The sequence below is a fragment of the Rhodococcus sp. IEGM 1370 genome, from assembly GCF_033142325.1.
In the GTDB taxonomy this organism is placed as follows: Bacteria; Actinomycetota; Actinomycetes; order Mycobacteriales; family Mycobacteriaceae; genus Rhodococcoides.
Genome location: NZ_JAWLRY010000002.1, coordinates 498,431 through 518,387, shown reverse-complemented (window position 1 = coordinate 518,387; position 19,957 = coordinate 498,431). Strand labels below are relative to the sequence as shown.

The window sequence follows — 19,957 nt, the reverse complement described above, 5'->3', positions numbered from 1 at the left end:
GGCTGCAGTGGTCCATTCACCCAGGCCGGGAAGCGGTCAGAACTCCTCCGACGCGGGCTGCTCGTCCGGGTCGCCGCCCTTGATCGACCACAGCAAACCGTCGAGCTCGTCGGGCTTGACTAGTACCTCGCGGGCCTTCGAGCCTTCGCTCGGGCCGACCACTCCGCGGTTCTCCATCAGGTCCATCAATCGCCCGGCCTTGGCGAAGCCGACTCGAAGCTTGCGTTGCAGCATCGACGTCGAACCGAACTGACTCGTCACGACCAGTTCGACCGCCTGCAACAGCACGTCGAGGTCGTCGCCGATGTCCGGGTCGACGTCCTTCTTGTCCGAGACCTTCGCAGCGGTGACGGTCTCGTTGTACTCCGGCTCGGCCTGGTTCTTCGCGAAGTCGACGACGGCGGCGATTTCCTCGTCGGTGATGAACGCACCCTGCAGACGCGTCGGCTTGCCCGCACCCATCGGCAGGAAGAGCGCGTCTCCCATACCGATGAGCTTCTCCGCACCCGGCTGGTCCAGGATGACGCGGGAGTCGGTCAAAGACGACGTGGCGAAGGCCAGACGCGACGGCACGTTCGTCTTGATCAAGCCCGTCACGACGTCGACCGAAGGACGCTGGGTGGCGAGCACCAGGTGAATGCCGGCGGCGCGCGCTTTCTGGGTGATCCGCACGATCGCCTCTTCGACATCACGCGGGGCAGTCATCATCAGGTCGGCCAGCTCGTCCACGATGGCCAGGATGTAGGGATACGGTCGGTAGACGCGTTCGCTGCCCAGTGGTGCGGTGATCTCGCCGGACCGCACCTTCTTGTTGAAGTCGTCGATGTGACGGACCTTGTTGATCTGCATGTCCTGGTAACGCTGCTCCATCTCCTCGACGAGCCAGGCCAGCGCCGCGGCAGCCTTCTTGGGCTGCGTGATGATCGGGGTGATGAGGTGCGGAATTCCCTCGTAGGGCGTCAGCTCCACCATCTTCGGGTCGATCAGGATCATCCGAACCTCGTCCGGGGTCGCCCGTGCGAGCAGCGAGACGAGCATCGAGTTCACGAAGCTCGACTTACCGGAACCGGTGGATCCGGCCACCAGCAAGTGCGGCATCTTCGCGAGGTTGGCGCTGACGAAGTCGCCCTCGATGTCCTTACCGAGTCCGATCACCAACGGATGGTGATCCTTGCGCGTCGACGGCGCGGTCAGTACGTCCGCCAGACGGACCATCTCACGGTCCGAGTTGGGCACCTCGATACCGACCGCGGACTTGCCCGGGATAGGCGCGAGCAGGCGAACGTTGTCGGTGGCGACGGCGTAGGCGATGTTGCGTGCGAGTGCCGTGATCTTCTCGACCTTGACGCCGGGGCCCAACTCCACCTCGTAGCGGGTGACCGTGGGGCCGCGGGTGAAACCGGTGACCGCGGCATCGATCTTGAACTGTTCGAGTACCTCGGAGATCGCCTCGATCATGGCGTCGTTGGCCTGGCTGCGGGTCTTGGGCGGATCTCCGTCGATCAGCAGCGACAGCGACGGCAGCGTGTAATCCCCGTCGACGACGCGATCGACGACGATCTTGTCGTCCTCGGCCGGCTGTTTCGGTTCGGCCGCCTTCACGATCGGCTTGGGCTTCGGCCGCGGGGGCGCGACCGGCTCGGGAGCAGGTGCGGGGACAGCGGCGGCAGGTGCGATGACCTCGGTGGCAGCCTCGGGCGGCGGGGTCTTGCGCGCGCGTGACGGCTTGACGACCGGGATGTATTCCTCGGTCGGGTAGTTGTCGTAGGGGTCCGCGCCTCCGTGGACCGGGTAGCCGTCGGCGTCGAAGTTGCTGTCGTAGTCGCCGTAGCCCTCGTGACCGAATTCGGAGCCGAAGTCGGCCGGGTCGTACTCGTCGTATTCGTCGCCGCGGCTGTCGGTGCCGAACAGTGCACGCATCCGATCGGGTACATCGCGCACGGTGGTGCCGGTGAGAAGCAGCACTCCGAACAGGCCGGCGAGCAGCAACAACGGCACGGCCAGCCATACGGTGAGGCCGTCGGCTATGGGTCCGCCTGCCACGTATCCGACGAAGCCTGCGCCCTCGGATCGGCCGGCGGCGTCGGTCGGTGAGCCTGCGGCCATGTGCCACAGGCCGAGGATCGGCAGGCCGAGCAGGATCGATCCCAGAACAAGTCGCGGCCGTACCTCGGGATGCGGTTCGGAGCGCATCAGAACGACGGCGATGGCGACACCGAGCACGGGCGCGACGTAGCCGGCTTCACCGATGACGGCGCGGATACCCACCTCGATCCATTCGCCGACCGGTCCCCCGGCGCTCAGCCACACACTCGCGGCGACGACGACACTGACGGCGATCAGTCCGAGGGCGATCCCGTCCCGGCGGTGGCCGTGCTCGATGTCGGCGGCTTTGCTCACCGTCCGCGTCGTGGCACCGACTCCGCGTGCTGCCATCGACCAGGTGGAGGCGATACCTCGCCCGATCGCGTCGAGGGCACCGCGTGACTTCTTCTTCGCCGCGGGCCGCCGAGACGTCGACGCACCCCTGGCTGGGGCCTTGCCACGGGAGGACGCGTTCGCACGCGACGTCGCGGGATTGCGCGGCGCGGTGGGCTTCTTCGGCGTCGTCACGGTGCGCGCAGTACGCCCGCCACCGGACTTACGGGCGGTGCCGGACGCGCGCGAGGAGCCGGATCCGCTGGATCCGGCTCTGGCGGTGGAGGTGCTGGTCTTTCCTGCCATGCCCCCAGGCTAGTCGCAACAGCCCCGTCGAAACCATCCGCAACACCAGTAACAGCGAGGGTGAATGTGTCAGAAGCTCAGATCGAGTGCCTTCACGGCAGCCACGTCGTCCGCCGAACCCTCGTACAGCACCTCGATCTGATCGCGCCCGAACGCGTAGAGCAGCAGTTCCGACGGCTCCCCCACCACGGTCACGCCCGGGCCCGATCCACCCTTGAACGTGGCCATGCGGCCGTCCGGGGTGCGGACGTGAACCGGAATCGGCGCAGAACGGTGTCCGGCCCGGCCTATCAACCGAACCTGCGGCCACAGGCGCGTTTCCACCGCGGCGGGCAACACTCGTCGAGTCCAGCTCTCGCCTGCCCGGCGCAGATCCTCGTGATGAACGAACATCTCACCGAGATTGATCAGGGGGTCCAGCAGTGCGAACGGCGACCACATGGGCGGCCCCGTCCGTATGTCCTCCACCACCGTCGTGAACGGTTTGTTCGCAACGGATCGCTGCACGCGCTCCGTGTATCCCGCGAGCGGAGAGAGAAATATGCCGGGCGAGGCGTCCAGGCGTCGTTCCCGGACGACGAGATGTGCCGCCAGATCGGCTGCGGTCCACTCTCCGCACAGCGTCGGCGCATCGGGACCCACGTCGAGAAGGGTCTGGACCAGTTGGGAACGTTCATCCTGGGCGAGGCTCACGCGGTCCACGGTACGTCCCGAGCGATCCGACGGCATCCCGCCGCCCCACACTCCCCGATGTTCGATGCACCTGCGGCGTCGGTAGCCTCCCAACAGTGCCGGTATCGGAAATTCTCGTCATCCTGCTCGCCGGACTCGGAGCCGGAGCCATCAACGCCGTCGTCGGTTCCGGGACGCTGATCACGTTTCCGACGTTGGTCGCATTCGGCTATCCCCCGGTGGTCGCCACCATGTCCAATGCGGTGGGCCTGGTGGCGGGAAGCGTCTCGGGTACGTGGGGTTATCGCCGAGAGTTGCGTGGACAATGGCATCGACTGCGGTGGCAGCTGCCTGCCTCGTTCTTGGGCGCGCTCGGCGGTGCCTGGCTGCTGCTCCATCTACCCGAAACCGTGTTCGCCGCAGTGGTTCCGGTGTTGCTCATCGGCGCGCTGATTCTCGTTGTCGCACAACCGAGAATCCAGGCCTGGGCCAAGCGGCGATCGGAAGCCGCTGGCAAGGCCGCGAACCACATCAGCCGTACCCGGATGGCCTTGGTCACCGGCGGCACTCTGCTGGTCGGTATTTACGGCGGCTATTTCACTGCCGCACAGGGCATCCTGCTCATCGGGGTGATGGGAGCGCTGCTCCCCGAGACCATGCAGCGGATGAACGCAGCCAAGAATCTTCTGTCATTGGTCGTCAATGTCGTTGCAGCGGTGACGTACACGATCTTTCGCTTCGACGACATCAGCTGGCAAGCAGCGGGACTGATCGCGGTCGGCTCGCTGATCGGTGGAGCCGTCGGAGCGCGCTACGGCCGCCGGCTCTCGCCGGCGGCCCTGCGCGGTGCCATCGTCGTCCTCGGTCTGATCGGACTCTGGAGACTGCTCGTCTAGACCATCGCGTCCAGTTCGGATGTGGGAGCGCCTAGTTCGACTGCGGTTGTGGCTTGACCGCGATGATCGTCGGAACGATCATCGGCTTGCGGCGATACTTGTCCGCCACCCACCGACCGACGACACGACGCACTGCCTGCGCGATGCGGTGCGTATCGGACACGCCGTCGGACGCCAGACGCTGCAACTCCGACTCGACGAGTTGACCGGCTTCCTTGAGTGCAGCCGGATCGTCGGAGAATCCGCGACCGGACACCTCGGGTGCGGTCACCGCACGACCGGTGGCCGAATCGACGGCGACGCTGATCGCGATGAAACCGCCCTCGCCCAGCACCAGTCGGTCGGACAGCGTCGAATCGCCGACGTCACCGACAGAGAGGCCGTCGACGTAGACGTGCCCCACGGGCACCTGTCCGACGATCTCGGCGAGACCGTCGACCATGTCGACCACCACGCCGTCCTCGGCCAGCACCACTCGCTCCTCGGGTACACCCGTCGCCTTGGCCAGCGCCGCGTTGGCGCGCAGGTGACGCCACTCGCCGTGTACCGGCATGGCATTGGTGGGCCGAACGGCGTTGTAGAGGTAGAGCAGCTCTCCCGCCGACGCATGGCCCGAGACGTGAACCTTTGCGTTCTGCTGCGTCACGACGGTCGCACCCCGCTTGGCGAGGCCGTTGACCACCGCGAACACCGAGTTCTCGTTGCCGGGAATGAGTGAGGACGCCAGCACCACGAGATCGTTCGCCTTGACGTTGATCTGTCGATGCTCGCCGCGAGCCATCCGGGACAGCGCCGACAACGGCTCGCCCTGCGAACCGGTGGAGATCAGCACCAACCGGTCGTCGGGAAGCGTTGCGGCAGTGTCGACATTGACCTCGAGGCCGTCGGGCACACGCAGGTAGCCGAGATCCTGAGCGATCTGCATGTTGCGGACCATCGACCGGCCGACGAACGCCACGCGGCGGTTGTACCGCTCGGCGACGTCGATGACCTGCTGAATGCGGTGCACGTGGCTGGCGAACGACGCAACGATGACGCGCTGCTTCGCCTTGCCGATGACGGTGTCGAGTACTCCGCCGATCTCGCGTTCCGGCGTGACGAATCCGGGCACCTCGGCATTGGTGGAGTCGACCAGAAAGAGGTCGACACCCTCGTCGCCGAGCCGGGAGAAGCCGGCCAGGTCGGTCAGACGACCGTCGAGCGGCAGCTGATCGAGCTTGATGTCACCCGTGTGCAGCACCAGCCCGGCATCGGTCCTGATGGCGATGGCGAGCGCATCGGGAATGGAGTGGTTCACCGCGAAGTATTCGCAATCGAACGGGCCGTGCTGCGTGTGCTGGCCCTCGATGACCTCGACGAGGTTCGGCCGCAATCGGTGCTCACGACACTTGGCCGCGACGAGCGCGAGGGTGAACTTGGATCCGACGACGGGTAGGTCCGGACGCAGGCGCAGCAGGAACGGGACAGCACCGATGTGGTCCTCGTGACCGTGCGTCAGGACCACGGCCTCGACGTCGGCCATGCGATTCTCGATGTGCCGGAAGTCGGGCAGGATCAGGTCGACACCCGGCTGCTGATCCTCGGGAAAGAGCACGCCGCAGTCGATGATCAGCATTTTGCCCTGGTGCTCGAACACCGTCATGTTGCGACCGATTTCGCCGATGCCACCGAGTGCGACCACTCGGAGGCCCTTGAACGGGGCCTTCGGCGGTGTGCCGAGACGCTCGGTCGGATCGAATTCACGACGCTTGTCGGGACGCTGAGTGCGCGCCGAGTTCTGCACCATCGGCTTTCCCTGCCGAGCCCCTGCCGGTTGGCCCTGCTTCGGGGCCGGACGCTCGGAGGGGGGTCCGGCGTTTCGGGTTGCGCGTCCGCGCGATCTGTTCGGTCGTGTCATACAAGAACTCCTGCCGCCCGCAGCTCTGCTGCGAGCAATTCGATGTGGTCGATGCTCGGTGGCACCTGGGGAAGTCGTGGTTCGCCGACATCGATTCCGATGAGGCGAAGGCCGGCCTTCGATGCGCTGACGCCGCCGAGGCGCGCGACCGAACGAATGACCGGGATGAGGCTGACGTTGATCGCCTGAGCACGCGCGATGTCGCCCATCATGAAGGCGGTGTGCAGCTCGCGGAGGCGAGCCGGAACTAGGTGGCCGATGACGCTGACGAAGCCGGTTGCTCCGACCGAGAGCCAGGGCAGGTTCAGTGGGTCGTCGCCGGAGTAGAACTGCAACCCGGTCGACGCGATCAGTTCGGCGCCGGCGTTCAGATCGCCCTTGGCGTCCTTGACCGCGAGGATCCGTGGATGCTCGGCGAGTCGACGCAACGTCTCGGTCTCGATGGGAACGACCGACCGCGGCGGAATGTCGTAGAGCATCACGGGCAGGTCGGTGGCGTTCGCGACCGCGGTGAAGTGCGCGTACAGACCGGCCTGCGGTGGCCGTGAGTAGTACGGGGTGACGACCAGAAGACCGTGTGCGCCTGCACGGGCGGCGTCACGGGCCAGCTCGACGCTGTGTGCGGTGTCGTTGCTGCCGGCTCCGGCGATGATGCGTGCCCGATGACCGACCGCGGCGATCACTGCGCGAAGCAGTTCGAGCTTCTCGTTCTCGGTGGTGGTCGGCGACTCGCCCGTCGTGCCGGCCAGAACCAGTCCGTCGTTGCCCTGCTCGACGAGATGATGTGCCAGCCGAACGCCCGCATCGATATCCAACTTGCCGTCTGCTGTGAACGGGGTCACCATCGCGGTGAGCACCGTACCGAACACAGGCGCAACGGAAGGAGCGGCGTCACCGTAGGTCATGGCAGCAGATTACCCGGTGCTTTGCCCACTCTCGCGCAGCGGGACTCCCCGCCGACACCGTCTAGCCATACCCGGTCTGCGCCGCAACCGAACCTCGTACTCAGACCTCGGTCACGAACGGGCTGCGGGCGACTTCCGTGCCGTCCGGCAGCGTCGAGATCTCGAAGTCGCCGAACACGTCGGGAGCCACTCCCACGAGCTTACGCAGACATTCGACGGCAACGCGTCGAATCTCCACGTCCGCGTGCTCGGAGGCACGCATCGATACGAAATGCCGCCATGCCCGGTAGTTTCCGCTCACCACCACGCGTGTCTCGGTCGCGTTCGGCAACACCGACCGAGCCGCCTGCCGCGCCTGTTTGCCCCGTAGAGCGGCGTTGGTGACCGATTCCAGTTTCCCCTCCAGCGCACCGAGCAGTTCGGTGTAGGCCGCCCGACTCGCCTCGGTCGCAGACGCGAACAGCGCCTCGAGCTCGGGATCTCCTTCGACAGCCGGTGGAAGAACCACGTTGGCGTCGTGTTCGGGAACGAATCGCTGCGAGAGTTGCGAGTAGGAGAAGTGCCGGTGCCGGATCAGTTCGTGTGTGCACGATCGCGAGATTCCGGTGATGTAGAAACTCACGCTCGCGTGCTCGAGAACCGACAGGTGTCCGACGTCGAGCAGATGACGCAGATACGACGCATTGGTCGCGGTCCGAGGATTGGGCTTGGACCAGCTCTGGTAGCAGGCACGACCGGCGAACTCGACCAATGCCTGCCCGCCGTCCGCGTCGGTTTCCCAGGGAATGTCGACGGGCGGAACGAACTCGGTTCGGGCGACCAGTTGCACTTTCAGCGCAACCGTCCGCGGCACAGCTCTACCTTCGTTTTCTGCTGACACCGCACAACCCTAAACGCGGCACCGATGCCCCGCGAACGATGGCGTCACGGTGCCGCCACATGACGTCACCAGGCACGCTTGACCGACGTCAAATATGACGCCACACTGGCGTCATGGAACTGGACAAGTACATCGCGTCGCTGCGCACGGATCTACTCGCGGCGGCCGCTCTGGGCGACGAGCACACTCGCCAGACGGCCGAAGCTCTCGGCAAGACGGCGGAGGCGTCGGCCAGATTGATGCTGCTCACGGCACTGTCGGACTTCGCGGCAGAGGTATCGAACGACCTGGATGGTCATACGGTCACCGTTCGCCTCGACGGTACGCAGGCGCACGCCGATGTTCGACGCGACGGCCCGCTGCCCGGTCTGCACGACGGCGATCCGGCAGAGCCCGTCACCGAGGACTACCCGACCATGGACGACGTGTCCGGTGAGGTCCGACGGGTGACGCTGCGATTGGTCGAGCAGATCAAGGAACGGGCCGAGGACGCCGCGAACAACAGCGGAGTGTCGCTCAATTCGTGGTTGTCGCAGGCAGTTCAGGGCGCACTGCGTGATCAGATGCGCAAGGACCGTGGCTGGAACAACTGATCGGCCTACTTCTTCTCGCGCCACTCCCGCTCGAAGGGCAACCGCCACGCGTGTGGGGCGATGAGTTGATGGATTGCATTGGGCCCCCACGACCCCGGTGCGTACGACCGGACCGGGGGTGGATCGGCGAGCAGCGGCTGCGACACTTGCCACAGCCGCTCGATGCCCTCGGCCGTGGTGAACAGGGTGTGGTCGCCGTACATGGCGTCGAGGATCAGCCGTTCGTAGGCTTCGAGCACGTCTCCGACTCGTTCGGTTTCGTGAATCGCGAACTGCATGCTGAGTTTGTCGAGGTGCATACCGGGACCGGGCCGCTTGCCGTAGAACGACAGCGAGACCTTCGAGGCGTCCGCGAGGTCGAAGGTCAGGTGGTCGGGACCTTGCGCTCCCACGCCCGAGCCGGCCGGGAACATGCTCTTCGGTGGTTCCCTGAAGGCGATCGAGATGATGCGCTGCCCTTCGGCGAGTCGCTTACCGCTGCGCAGATAGAAGGGCACACCGGCCCAGCGCCAATTGTCGATCTCACACTTGAGAGCCACGAAGGTGTCGGTATCGGAGTCGGGGGCTACGCCCTCTTCTGATCGGTATCCCGAGTATTGCCCTCGCACAACGTTTTTCGGGTCCAGGGGCAGCATGGATCGGAAGACCTTGTTCTTCTCCTCACTGATGGCGCGGGGTTCGAGCGCCGTCGGCGGTTCCATGGCCATGAATGCCAGCACCTGGAACAGGTGCGTGACCACCATGTCCTTGTACGCGCCGGTGGATTCGTAGAATCCGGCTCGGCCGTCCAGTGCGAGCTTCTCCGGGATGTCGATCTGGACGTGATCGATGAAGTTGCGGTTCCAGATCGGCTCGAACAACCCGTTGGCGAACCGGAAGGCCAGGATGTTCTGAGCGGGTTCCTTGCCGAGGAAGTGATCGATCCGGAAGACCTGATCCTCGTCGAACGTTTGATGAACCCGAGCGTTCAGCGCGATCGCGCTCTCGAGGTCGGTGCCGAACGGCTTCTCCATGATGATTCGGGAGCGCTTCACCAGATCTGCCGATGCGAGCGTATCCACCACTGCCAGAGCAGCTCTCGGCGGAACAGACAGGTAGTGCAGCCGTTCGGCGCTTCCTCCGAGGTCGATCTCGGCCTCGGCCACGGCCTCCCCCAACGCCGCCGGTCCTGCCTGCTGCGACACGTAGGTCAGTCGCGAGGCGAAACGATTCCATTGCTCGTCGCCGACTTTGCGACTCGAGTGGGTGTTGATCGATTCGCGAGCGAGAGCGCGGAATTCGTCGGTCGACATCTCTTCGAGAGATGTGCCGACCACCCGGATGTTCGGTGCGAGATCGGACAGCGCCAGATGCATCATCCCGGACAGCAGTTTTCGCTTGGCCAGGTCTCCTGTCGCCCCGAACAGGACGACGACCTGGGGTGGGAGTTCGGGGGCGGTGTCTGTCCGGCGCGAAGTCACACTGGAAATAGTGACACCGATTCTGCCGACCTGCACTTCGGCAGAATCGAACCCCCGACCGACGTCATCGCAGTGCGGCGACGAGGTCTCCCCGGTCCCCCACCACCACGCGTTCGAGTTCGAGCCAATCCGCCATCTCCCGCAGTACGTCTCGTAGTCGAGGCGCAATGTCACCGGCGTTGCGGTCGCCTTCGACGTAGGCCGCGATCACGTGCAGTTCGGACTGCGCTCGCACTGCCTTGAGATCGACGCGAGCCACCAGATGCCCGTCGAGCAGAAAGGGAAACACGTAGTAGCCGTGAACTCGCTTGTGCTGTGGGGTGTATATCTCGATTCGGTAGTGGAAGTCGAACATTCGCTGCACCCGGGGCCGAAAGAAGATCATCGGATCGAACGGGCACAGCAGTGCGGCGGCGGTGGCCGTTCGCGGAGTCCTGGCGTCGCGGTGCAGGTATGCCGGTGCGTTCCAGCCTCGGACGGTCACCTGTTCGAGTACGCCGTCCTCGACGAGATCGCCGATCGCCGCCTTGGCCTGCTTCTGCGAGAGCCGGTAGTAGTCCCTCAGATCCGGCTCGGTACCGATTCCCAATGCCCGAGAGGACTTTTCGATCAGTTGCCGTACAGCGTCCGGTTCGTCGACGCGCCTGTGCAGAACGTTCTCCGGGATCACCCGTTCGCTGAGCTCGTACCGGCGCACGAATCCCGTCCGTGTCGGCACGGTCACCACGCCGGCCGCGAACAGCTGTTCGCAGACGACCTTGACATCACTGCGATCCCACCAGGGACCTTTACGACCGCGGGTGTCCAGCTCGAGGTGCTTCTCGATCTCACCCGCGCTGGCCGCACCGATGTCGCCGATCACCGCGAGGACGTCGTCGACGAGAGTCGGTTCGCGATCGAGGATGTGAGCAGCTCCGCCCCACCGCCCGTTTCGATACAGCTCCATTCGCCATCGCATCAGCGGCCAGTCCTCCACTGGCAGCAATGCGGCCTCGTGGGCCCAGTACTCCACCATTCGACGAGGTCGACGCGCAGTGTCGGTCCATGCGGCGTCGTCGACGACAGTGCGATCGTAGGCACCGACGCGGCTGAACACCGGTGCGTAGTGCGCCCGCACCACCACCGACACGGAGTCGATCTGCAACAGTCCGGTGGTGTCGATGGCTGCGTGAACCGCGGCCTTGCTCGCCGGCCGAGTACGCGACCGCCTCGACGCCAGCCCTTGGGCGGCCAGGGCGGTACGACGCGCGGCGGCGGCACTCATCTCCTGCATCGAACCAGCCTGTCACGGCCCACCGACACGTCGACTCACGTGCTGAACAGGTTCGCCGCCTTGAGGATCAGTTCGTACAGTCCGTAGGCGAACGGCACGGCAACCCACGCCCATGCGACCGCCATCGTGACCTGCTTGCGTCCGCCGCTCATGCCTTCGCTCCTGTGGTCGTCGCGGCCTTCGCCGGATCGGCTTCGTGGTACTTCGATGCGACCGGCTTGATCGCCTCGTTGGCAAGGAAGCCGACCACGAGCAGACCGATCATCACGTAGAACGCCGGTAGGTATCGGCCGGTGGTTCCGGGTTCTCCGGCGTCGGCGATGGCGTTGACGATCAGCGGCCCCAGGACACCGGCCACCGACCACGCGGTGAGGAGTCGTCCGTGGATCGCGCCTACCTGATACGTACCGAAGAGGTCCTTGAGATAGGCCGGAACCGTGGCGAATCCCGCACCGTAGAACGAGAGAATGAGCAAGGCCGAGACCATGAACAGGATCTTGTTGGTGTTGGTGAACAACGCGATGTACAGGTACAGCAGAGCGCCGACACCGAGGTACATCCGGTAGATGTTCTTACGCCCCACCACGTCGGACACCGAGGACCAGACGAACCGTCCGATCATGTTGGTCAGGGAGAGGAACGCGACGAAACCGGCAGCCGCAGCGGCGAGAGATTCGGGCGAGGTCGCGTCGGGAAAGAAGTCCTGATAGATGCCCGATCCGCGCTCGAGAATGCCGATTCCGGCAGTGACGTTGAAGCACAGGACGACCCACAGCAGCCAGAACTGGGGAGTCTTCACTGCGTTCGCGGCCGAGACGTTGTGCGTCGAGATCATCGCCGAGGACGCGGGCGGGGTCCATCCGGCCGGGGTCCATCCCTCGGCCGGCACTCTGATCAGCACCACTCCCAGTGCCATGAACACCGCGTATCCGACGCCGAGCGTGAGGAACGTCTTGGCGATGGACCCGTCGGTGAACCCGCCGAAGTTCACCATCAGCTGGCTGGTGAGGGGCGACGCGATGAGTGCGCCGCCGCCGAAGCCCATGATCGCGATACCGGTGGCCATGCCCGGCCGGTCCGGGAACCACTTCATCAAGGTCGAGACCGGTGAGATGTAGCCGATTCCGAGGCCGATACCGCCGACGAACCCGTAGCCGAAGATCACCAGCCAGAACTGTCCGAGGGCCATGCCGAGCGCGGACAGCAGCAGTCCCGAGACGAAGAAGACCAGGGAGACGGCCATAGCCCACCGCGGACCGTTCTTCTCGACGCGGGTTCCGAAGATCGCCGCGGACAGGCCGAGCATCACGATGGCGAGCTGAAACGGAATGGCAGTGACGGTGCCGCTGAGCCCGAGTGCGTCGGGCTGCGAGATGGCGTTCTTGAACACGCTCCAGGCGTAGGCGGATCCGATCGCGAGGTGAATGGACAGCGCGGCCGGGGGTATCAACCAGCGGCTCCACTCGGGTGTCGCGACGATGGCGGAGCGATCGAGAATGCGGAGGGTCATCGAAATCCCTTGAGATAGAAAGCGGTACAAGCGTGCAGTATCTCCTGCAGTCAAACACGTGTAGCGCCCTGCTCGCTCACAACTGCCAATAGTTTCTTCACCGAACTCACTTTTCTGGCCGCGTATCCTCGCGGCAGTGGATATCGAGCGGTGGCGCAGCAGATTGCCGGTGAGACGAGCCTCCGACGGTGAGGTGATCGGGTGGACCGTCGCCCACGACACGAGTGCACAGGACGAATACGACGACGGTTACACCGTCGATGCCGTCAATCCCGCCGGCATCACCGTTGCGCACGGCGTGCCGATCGAGACTGCGATCGCCCAGCTCGAGGATCGCGGTCTGGCATCGCTGTCGGCTCCACATTGGACCAAGGCACCCCTGCCACTCGAATCCGAGACCGATCTGAGTGCACCGCAGGAGGACTGGCCGTGGCGGCGGGTGCTGATGACGCAACTCGACGACAATCGAGTGTGGATCAGGCCCGCGTATCCGAGTTGGCCGGAGCGCCTGCTCGAGATTCCGCTGCCGATCCCGGCCGACGACATCCTGCGCCCGGACTCCCCCGCCGACTCCGACTGAATCAGTAACGCGCCACTAGGGACCTCAGCGCGTCGGCTACGTCGCATCTCTCGGGTCGGGTGTGTGGGCAACCGAAGGAGCTCGAGAGGAAGCCCTCAGATCGACAACCCCGCCGCAACGGTTCCGCCGAGTTCGTAGCAGCGTTCACGTGCAGGTTTGCCGCTCTCGGCGACGTGCAGGGTGCCGAACACCTTCTCCAGACCCCAGCCCGACGCGATCTTCTCGATCGCCCGTCCGGCACCCACGGTGTCGTCGTTGCCGTGAACCCAAGCAGCGTAGGGCTTTCCGGCAACGGCACCGAGACACGGGTAGTACACGGTGTCGAAGAAGTGTTTCAGAGCCCCGCTCATGTATCCGAAATTCGCCGGTGTTCCGAAGAGAAAGCCGTCGGCACCGAGTACGTCGGGAACGGTCGCGCCGAGAGCAGGCACACTGCGCACGTCCACGCCGGTGATCTCGGGGTCGTGAGCGCCGTCGAGAACTGCCTCGAGAAGCTCGTGGGTGAGCGGGCTCGGGGTGTGATGAACGACCAGCAGGGTGCGCGTCATCGAAGGTCAGTTCTCGTCCCGTTCGAGTGCCACAGCACGCTTCATCGTCTCGCGGGCCCGTCCACGGTCACCGGCGTAATCGTAGGCGCGAGCCAACCGGTAGGAGTTGCGCCAGTTGTCCGGATCCTTCTCCCACTCGGTCTTGACCTGTTGGAACAACTCGTCCGCCGCATCACGTTCGATTCGACCCGACGGCCTGCGCGGAAGATCCGCGACGTCGAGTTCGAGGCCCTCCTCGTGAATGCGTGAGGCCAGCCGCTGGTGGTCGAAGCCGGCTTTGAGGGTGGCCCACACGATCCACAACCCGAGTATCGGCAGCAGCAGCACCCCGATCCCCAGGGAGATGCTCGCCACGCCACCGTTCTGGATCAGCGTCACACCGCGCTGGCCGAGCAGAAAGAAGTAGAAGCCGAGAATCAGCACCATCACCGCGAGGATGGCGAGCACCTTCGTCGTTTTGTTCACCGTCGATCGGCTCACAGATCCAACAGCGGATCGAGGCCGACGGTCAACCCCGGTCGTCCGGCGATCTCGCGGACTCCGAGAAGCACACCGGGCGCGAAGGACGTGCGATCGAGCGAATCGTGCCGAATGCTCAGTGTCTCACCCTGCGTGCCGAGCAGAACCTCTTGATGCGCAACCAGTCCCGCGAGCCGGATCGAGTGCACACGCACTCCGTCCACATCTGCACCACGTGCGCCGTCGAGTTCGGTCGTCGTCGCATCGGGGCTCGCCGGAGTGCCGGCCGCGGCGCGTGCCTCGGCAATCAGCGCAGCGGTGCGGTACGCCGTGCCCGACGGCGCATCGGCCTTGTTGGGGTGGTGCAGTTCGATCACCTCGACCGAGTCGAAGAACCGGGCGGCCTGCTGCGCGAATCGCATCGACAACACCGCGCCGATGGCGAAATTCGGTGCGATCAGTACACCCGTCTGCGGCGATCCCGCCAACCATTCGCGAACCTGCTCGAGCCGCCGTTCGTCGAATCCGGTGGTGCCGACCACTGCATGGATGCCCTGCTCGATGAGGAACTGCAGGTTGTCCATCACCACGTCGGGGTGCGTGAAATCGACGACCACCTGGGCGTTCGCATCGACGAAGTTCGCCAGCGGATCGCCCTGGTCGACGGTCGCCACGAGCTCGAGATCCTCGGCTGCCTCGACGGCGGCACAGATGGCCTGCCCTACCTTGCCGCGTGACCCCAGTACCCCTACTCGAACAGGTGCCGTTGCACTCACGTCGTACCCACACTCGTTTCGTCGTCTTGTCGGTTCTACCGACCTCAGAGCCTACTTCTCCACGATCCGTCCCAGCAGCTACGGTCGTCCGGTGCCATCCAGCGTCCTGTTCGCCGACCGAGTCGATCTCGTCCGTGGCGGGCGATACCTGCTCAGCGATGCAACGCTGCGGGTCGAGGAGGGTCAGCACTGGGTGTTGCTCGGTGCCAACGGCGCGGGCAAATCCACCTTGCTCAGCTTGCTCGGCGCGCTCGTCCATCCCACGCACGGCGCAGTGCACGTTCTGGGCCATCGCCTCGGGCGAGTGGACATGCGCGAATTGCGGACGCACATCGGCCACGTCGACCCGCGGTTGAAGATCGAGGCTCCGCTGACGCTGTTCCAGGTGGTGCTGACCGGGCTGACCAACACTCCGGATCTGGTCCCGAGATGGTCGGCCGACAACCACCAGATCGCCCGCGCTCACCGTCTGATCGAATCCCTCGGCATCGCCCATCGCACCGACGCGTCGTGGCACACGCTCTCGCAGGGCGAACGAGGCCGAGCGCTCATCGCGCGCGCCCTACTCCCCGACCCGGCGCTGCTGTTGCTCGACGAGCCTGCCACCGGGCTCGATCTTGCTGCCCGCGAACAACTTCTGAGTGCACTCGACTCGTTGCGGGCCGAACACCCGACCCTGGCCAGCATTCTGGTGACTCATCACCTCGAGGAAATTCCGACCTCGACCACCCATGCCCTCCTCATCCGCGACGGAAGAGTGCAGACACAAGGAGCCGTCGACGTGGTACTGACCACCGACAACATCAGTGAGTGTTTCGACCATCCCATCGAGATCTCGAAGCAACGCGGGCGGTGGGTCGCCACGGCGGCCCACCGCTGATGCTCGGTCGAAGACAGCTGAAACTCAGTCGAATACGATGACCTGACGGATCGCGTTGCCGTCGGCCAATTCGTCCATGCCGCGGTTGATCTCGTCCAACGTGATTCTCGACGAGATCAGCTTCTCGACGGGAAGCCGTCCCTCACGCCACATCTGTGCGTAGGTCGGGATGTCGCGAGCCGGTACAGCGGAGCCCAGGTAGCTGCCGATGATCGTGCGGGCTTCGGCCACCAGGCCCAGCGGTGAGATGGACGAGCGGGCGTCCGGTGCGGGGAGACCGACGGTGATGGTCTTGCCGCCGGGAGCCGTTGCAGCGACTGCAGTTTCGAAGGCTCGGGCGTTGCCTGCCGCCTCGATGACGATGTCGGCCTTGATTCCCTTCTCGGCGAGCTCGGCCGGCGAATACACCTGCGTTGCACCGAGATCGGTTGCGGTGGACAGCTTGTCCGGCACCCCGTCGACTCCGATCACCTCACCGGCACCCACCGATACGGCCGTCAGAACCGCTGCCATACCTACTCCGCCGAGGCCCACCACCATCACCGACTGTCCGGGCTTCGGAGTACCGGCGTTGAGCACAGCGCCACCGCCGGTCAGTACCGCACAACCGAGGACCGCTGCAATATCGGCGGGGATGTCGTCCTCGACCGGAACCACCGACTTTCGGCTCACCACAGCGTGTGTGGCGAATCCGGAAACTCCGAGGTGATGCTTGACCTCTTCCCCGTCACGGTGCAACTTGATGCCTCCGCCGAGCAGTGTCCCGGCATTGTTCGACGCGCTGCCGGTGACGCACGGCATCTGGCCGTCGGTGGCGCACCCGGCGCATTCGCCGCAGCGTGGCAGGAATGTCATGACGACGCGGGTGCCGACCGCGATGTCGTCGACGCCCGCGCCGACCTCCTCGACGCGGCCTGCGGCCTCGTGGCCGAGCAACATCGGGACCGGACGAACCCGGTTGCCGTCGACGACCGACAGGTCCGAGTGGCACAGTCCCGCGGCTTCGATTCTGATCAGCAGCTCCCCCTCGCCCGGCGAGCCGAGCTCGAGGTCGGAGACGGTGATGGGATGCGAGTCCGCGAAGGGACGAGATCGGCCGATTTCTTCGAGTACTGCGCCGCGAATCTTCATCCCGCCAGACTATGCGGCTCCGCCGCAGTGGTGTGGAAAAGTGCCGTGGGGGGCACATAAGCGCACCACTGCGCGCAGCGCACTACAGCGGCAGACGGGGCCTGAGCAGGTGCGCAACCAGTGCCGTCCACCCGGTTTGATGCGTGGCCCCCAGTCCCTCGCCGGTGTCTCCGTCGAAGTACTCGTTGAAGCTGGGGTGCACGCTCCACAGCGGGTCGAGGCTGGATTCGATGCGCTCGCCGTCGGCGGGTCTCTTGCCGTCCACCGGTCGGAACAGCCCGGCGAGACCGTTGTCGATGAGATCGGCGGCATCGGTGAGGGTGCGATGGTTGCCCGAGCCGGTGGGGATCTCGATGGTGAACGAGTCGCCGTAGTACCGGCCGTAGGCGCGCAGCTTGTCGGCCAGCAGTACGTTCACCGGGAACCACACCGGACCGCGCCAGTTGGAGTTGCCCCCGAACATTCCGGTGCGCGACTCCCCCGGCTCGTATTCGATGGACAGGCTCCGGCCGTCCACGTCGAACGTGACCGGTTCGCGGTACGAGGCCGAGAGCGATCGAATCCCGAACTGCGACAGAAACTCTTCGGAGTCGAACATGCGAGCCAGGATGCGCTTGAGCCGTTCGGGTTGAACGAGTGTCAGCAGCATGCGCACCTCGCCGCCCTCACGCCGAGCCAGCAGCGGGCTGACCATCTCCGGTCGCCTGCGTTGAATCCAGCGCAGGCGAGCGGTGAGATCGGGACATTCCTCCTCGACCCACGGTGGGATCTCGGTGGCACCGAGGATGGGCAGCAGTCCCACCATGGACCGCACGCGCATCGGGACCGCATCGCCCTCGGGCTGAACCAGGACGTCGTAGAAGAAGCCGTCCTCCTCGTGCCACAGCGAAATATGCTGCGATCCGAAGGAGTTCACTGCCTTGGCGATCGAGAGGAAGTGCGAGAAGAACTTGGTCGCGACGTCGTCCCAGGCGCTGTCGTGTCGCGCGAGTTCCAGCGCGATCTTGAACATCTGCTGGCAGTAGAACGCCATCCAACTCGTCGCGTCCGACTGTTCGAGCCGAAATCCGGGTGGCAGTGGGGCAGATCGATTGAACAGTCCGATGTTGTCCATGCCGAGGAATCCACCCTCGAAGATGTTCGAGCCCTCGGAGTCCTTTCGGTTGACCCACCAGGCGAAGTTGAGCAGCAGCTTGGTGAACACCCGCACCAGGAATTCGCGATCGCGGTAGCCGTCGATGCGATAGACGTGCCATGCCGCCCACGCGTGCACGGGTGGGTTGACGTCACCGAATTCCCACTCGTACGCGGGCAGTTGGCCGTTGGGGTGCATGGCCCACTCCCGGCACATGAGCACCAACTGTTCCTTGGCGAAATCGGCGTCCACGTGCGCCAACGGAATCGCGTGGAAAGCCAGGTCCCAGGCCGCGAACCACGGGTACTCCCACTCGTCGGGCATCGAGATCACATCGGCCAACGCCAGGTGACGCCAGTGCGCATTGCGTCCACCCGGGTCCTGCCTCGAGTCCGGAGCCGGAGCGCCGACCTTGTCGCCCTCGATCCACTCCTCCACGTCGTATCGGTAGAGCTGTTTGGTCCACAGCAAACCGGCGTAGGCGCGCCGCGCGACATGCCGGTCGACATCGGTGAGGTCGGCTCCGATCACGGCGCCGTAGAACTCGTCGGCCTCGGCCTGCCGGTCGGCGTGGACGGCATCGAATCCGGCCCCGAATGTCTGCTCGTCCGGCCGGTTGGGCGACAACCGCAATCGGACCGATTCCGTTGCACCGGGGGCGATGTCGTCGAAGCGGTACCAGAACGCAGCCTTCGTTCCGGTCTGCTCGGGGTTGACCGCGTCGAGCTCCCCGTCGACGACTCGGCGGCCGATGCCGTCCTTGGGGTACGCCGAGATGTTCTCCTGCCCCCACAGAGCCTCGGCATTGGTTTCGTTGTCGCAGAACAGAACTGCCGGCGTTCCCTCGGCACTGAGGTAGTAGCGACCGAGAAATCCGTGGTCGACGGCGATGGCTTCGAGTCCACCTGCCATCAGGTCCGGTGGGGTCAGCTGGGCCAGTGTGCCGCCACGGTCGTCGCGTCCCCACGACCAGGTGTTGCGCAGCCACAGGTGCGGCAGTAGATCGACCGATGCCGCCTCGGGGCCGTGGTTGGTGATCGAGATGGTGATGCAGATGTCGTCGGGTGAGGCCTTGGCGTACGTGACCTGAACGTCGAAGAATCTGTTCTCGTCGAGGATGCCGGTGTCGGCCAGCTCGTATTCGCGGTCGTCACGTCCGCGTCGAGCATTCTCTTCCCGCAGGCGAGCGTACGGATACTCCGCGTGCGGATAGCGGTAGAGCCACTGCATCCAGCTGTGCGTCGGTGTTCCGTCGACGGCCCAGAAGTATTCCTTGACGTCCTCGCCGTGATTGCCCTCCTCGTTGGCGAGGCCGAACAACCGTTCCTTGAGGATCGGGTCCTTTCGATTCCACAGTGCGAACGAGAAGTTCAGGAACCCGAAGCGGTCGCAGATTCCGCCGATACCGTCCTCGCCCCAGCGGTAGGCGCGCTTGTGCGCCTGATCGAACGGAAACGACGCCCAGGCATTACCGTCCTCCGAGTAGTCCTCGCGCACCGTGCCCCACTGGCGCCCCGCCAGGTACGGGCCCCACTGACGCCACGGTCCACTGACCCCGGGCGATTCCGCCAACCGATGGTGTTCGACGGTGGACGGGATGGGAACGCTCACGGGATTGGTGGTCACGGCACACAGTCT

17 protein-coding genes are annotated in these 19,957 nt (G+C 65.1%); 4 read left to right on the top strand and 13 right to left on the bottom strand.

Going from position 1 to position 19,957, the window contains the following annotated elements:
- Window positions 1–36: 36 nt before the first annotated feature.
- A complete protein-coding gene (locus R4P47_RS05635) occupies window positions 37–2,724 on the bottom strand; it encodes a DNA translocase FtsK (protein ID WP_317784238.1) in 2,688 nt (895 codons plus the stop codon).
- Between the two features lie 69 nt (window positions 2,725–2,793).
- Window positions 2,794–3,417: a TIGR03085 family metal-binding protein gene (locus tag R4P47_RS05630; RefSeq protein WP_269593683.1), complete on the bottom strand. Its 624-nt coding sequence runs from the start codon at window positions 3,415–3,417 to the stop codon at window positions 2,794–2,796.
- Window positions 3,418–3,512: 95 nt separating this feature from the next.
- Between R4P47_RS05630 and R4P47_RS05625 the strand changes: the two genes are divergently transcribed.
- Window positions 3,513–4,292, top strand: coding sequence for a sulfite exporter TauE/SafE family protein (locus tag R4P47_RS05625; protein WP_094614466.1), 780 nt, complete (start codon window positions 3,513–3,515; stop codon window positions 4,290–4,292).
- Between the two features lie 31 nt (window positions 4,293–4,323).
- On the opposite strand, the gene R4P47_RS05620 is transcribed toward R4P47_RS05625, so the two are convergent.
- From R4P47_RS05620 to thyX, 3 genes are all read right to left on the bottom strand, one after another.
- Window positions 4,324–6,078: a ribonuclease J gene (locus R4P47_RS05620; protein WP_037189531.1), complete on the bottom strand. Its 1,755-nt coding sequence runs from the start codon at window positions 6,076–6,078 to the stop codon at window positions 4,324–4,326.
- 107 nt (window positions 6,079–6,185) lie between these two features.
- Window positions 6,186–7,094, bottom strand: a complete 909-nt coding sequence (gene dapA / locus R4P47_RS05615) for a 4-hydroxy-tetrahydrodipicolinate synthase (RefSeq protein WP_032377140.1) — start codon at window positions 7,092–7,094, stop codon at window positions 6,186–6,188.
- A 100-nt stretch (window positions 7,095–7,194) separates the two neighbouring features.
- On the bottom strand, window positions 7,195–7,947 hold the full coding sequence (thyX, locus tag R4P47_RS05610) for an FAD-dependent thymidylate synthase (RefSeq protein ID WP_068050707.1): 753 nt from the start codon (window positions 7,945–7,947) through the stop codon (window positions 7,195–7,197).
- A gap of 140 nt (window positions 7,948–8,087) precedes the next feature.
- Between thyX and R4P47_RS05605 the strand changes: the two genes are divergently transcribed.
- On the top strand, window positions 8,088–8,567 hold the full coding sequence (locus R4P47_RS05605; RefSeq protein ID WP_317784237.1) for a hypothetical protein: 480 nt from the start codon (window positions 8,088–8,090) through the stop codon (window positions 8,565–8,567).
- Between the two features lie 5 nt (window positions 8,568–8,572).
- On the opposite strand, the gene zwf is transcribed toward R4P47_RS05605, so the two are convergent.
- The 3 genes from zwf to R4P47_RS05590 all read right to left on the bottom strand — a co-directional run bounded on the left by zwf (window position 8,573) and on the right by R4P47_RS05590 (window position 12,810).
- Window positions 8,573–10,027, bottom strand: a complete 1,455-nt coding sequence (zwf, locus tag R4P47_RS05600) for a glucose-6-phosphate dehydrogenase (protein WP_317784236.1) — start codon at window positions 10,025–10,027, stop codon at window positions 8,573–8,575.
- A gap of 64 nt (window positions 10,028–10,091) precedes the next feature.
- Window positions 10,092–11,300 carry a winged helix-turn-helix domain-containing protein gene (locus R4P47_RS05595; RefSeq protein WP_317784235.1) on the bottom strand — a complete coding sequence of 403 codons (1,209 nt, stop codon included), beginning with the start codon at window positions 11,298–11,300 and terminating at the stop codon, window positions 10,092–10,094.
- 148 nt (window positions 11,301–11,448) lie between these two features.
- Window positions 11,449–12,810: an OFA family MFS transporter gene (locus tag R4P47_RS05590; protein ID WP_068050714.1), complete on the bottom strand. Its 1,362-nt coding sequence runs from the start codon at window positions 12,808–12,810 to the stop codon at window positions 11,449–11,451.
- Between the two features lie 136 nt (window positions 12,811–12,946).
- Here R4P47_RS05590 and R4P47_RS05585 point away from each other — a divergent pair, with 136 nt between their 5' ends.
- Window positions 12,947–13,390 (top strand): hypothetical protein, encoded by a 444-nt coding sequence (locus R4P47_RS05585; RefSeq protein WP_262498347.1) that lies wholly within the window; start codon window positions 12,947–12,949, stop codon window positions 13,388–13,390.
- Between the two features lie 95 nt (window positions 13,391–13,485).
- Here the strand turns inward: R4P47_RS05585 and R4P47_RS05580 are convergent, their stop codons facing one another.
- The 3 genes from R4P47_RS05580 to dapB are packed head-to-tail and all read right to left on the bottom strand — an operon-like array spanning window position 13,486 to window position 15,173.
- Entirely contained in the window at window positions 13,486–13,938 is a 453-nt protein-coding gene (locus R4P47_RS05580; protein WP_317532420.1) for a flavodoxin family protein, read from the bottom strand.
- Between the two features lie 6 nt (window positions 13,939–13,944).
- Entirely contained in the window at window positions 13,945–14,364 is a 420-nt protein-coding gene (locus R4P47_RS05575; RefSeq protein ID WP_068050722.1) for a hypothetical protein, read from the bottom strand.
- 50 nt (window positions 14,365–14,414) lie between these two features.
- Complete coding sequence (gene dapB / locus R4P47_RS05570; protein ID WP_068050716.1) at window positions 14,415–15,173, bottom strand: 4-hydroxy-tetrahydrodipicolinate reductase; 759 nt, start codon at window positions 15,171–15,173, stop codon at window positions 14,415–14,417.
- 91 nt (window positions 15,174–15,264) lie between these two features.
- On the opposite strand from dapB, the gene R4P47_RS05565 reads away from it, so the two are divergent.
- Window positions 15,265–16,053 carry an ABC transporter ATP-binding protein gene (locus tag R4P47_RS05565; protein ID WP_317784233.1) on the top strand — a complete coding sequence of 263 codons (789 nt, stop codon included), beginning with the start codon at window positions 15,265–15,267 and terminating at the stop codon, window positions 16,051–16,053.
- A 24-nt stretch (window positions 16,054–16,077) separates the two neighbouring features.
- Here R4P47_RS05565 and R4P47_RS05560 read toward each other — a convergent pair whose 3' ends face one another.
- Window positions 16,078–17,184 (bottom strand): alcohol dehydrogenase catalytic domain-containing protein, encoded by a 1,107-nt coding sequence (locus tag R4P47_RS05560; RefSeq protein ID WP_094642078.1) that lies wholly within the window; start codon window positions 17,182–17,184, stop codon window positions 16,078–16,080.
- An 82-nt stretch (window positions 17,185–17,266) separates the two neighbouring features.
- The gene (locus tag R4P47_RS05555; RefSeq protein WP_317784232.1) at window positions 17,267–19,945 is read right to left on the bottom strand and encodes an MGH1-like glycoside hydrolase domain-containing protein; all 2,679 of its coding nucleotides are present in this window, start codon (window positions 19,943–19,945) and stop codon (window positions 17,267–17,269) included.
- Window positions 19,946–19,957 lie beyond the last annotated feature (12 nt).

What these genes read in the sequence shown, in the direction of transcription:
- R4P47_RS05595 (WP_317784235.1), bottom strand. Translation starts at nt 11,300, where the DNA reads ATGCAGGAGATGAGTGCCGCCGCCGCGCGTCGTACCGCCCTGGCCGCC.
- R4P47_RS05620 (WP_037189531.1), bottom strand. Translation starts at nt 6,078, where the DNA reads ATGGTGCAGAACTCGGCGCGCACTCAGCGTCCCGACAAGCGTCGTGAA.
- R4P47_RS05605 (WP_317784237.1), top strand. Translation starts at nt 8,088, where the DNA reads ATGGAACTGGACAAGTACATCGCGTCGCTGCGCACGGATCTACTCGCG.
- R4P47_RS05635 (WP_317784238.1), bottom strand. Translation starts at nt 2,724, where the DNA reads ATGGCAGGAAAGACCAGCACCTCCACCGCCAGAGCCGGATCCAGCGGA.
- R4P47_RS05575 (WP_068050722.1), bottom strand. Translation starts at nt 14,364, where the DNA reads ATGGTGCTGATTCTCGGCTTCTACTTCTTTCTGCTCGGCCAGCGCGGT.
- R4P47_RS05580 (WP_317532420.1), bottom strand. Translation starts at nt 13,938, where the DNA reads ATGACGCGCACCCTGCTGGTCGTTCATCACACCCCGAGCCCGCTCACC.
- R4P47_RS05560 (WP_094642078.1), bottom strand. Translation starts at nt 17,184, where the DNA reads ATGAAGATTCGCGGCGCAGTACTCGAAGAAATCGGCCGATCTCGTCCC.
- R4P47_RS05590 (WP_068050714.1), bottom strand. Translation starts at nt 12,810, where the DNA reads ATGACCCTCCGCATTCTCGATCGCTCCGCCATCGTCGCGACACCCGAG.
- dapA (WP_032377140.1), bottom strand. Translation starts at nt 7,094, where the DNA reads ATGACCTACGGTGACGCCGCTCCTTCCGTTGCGCCTGTGTTCGGTACG.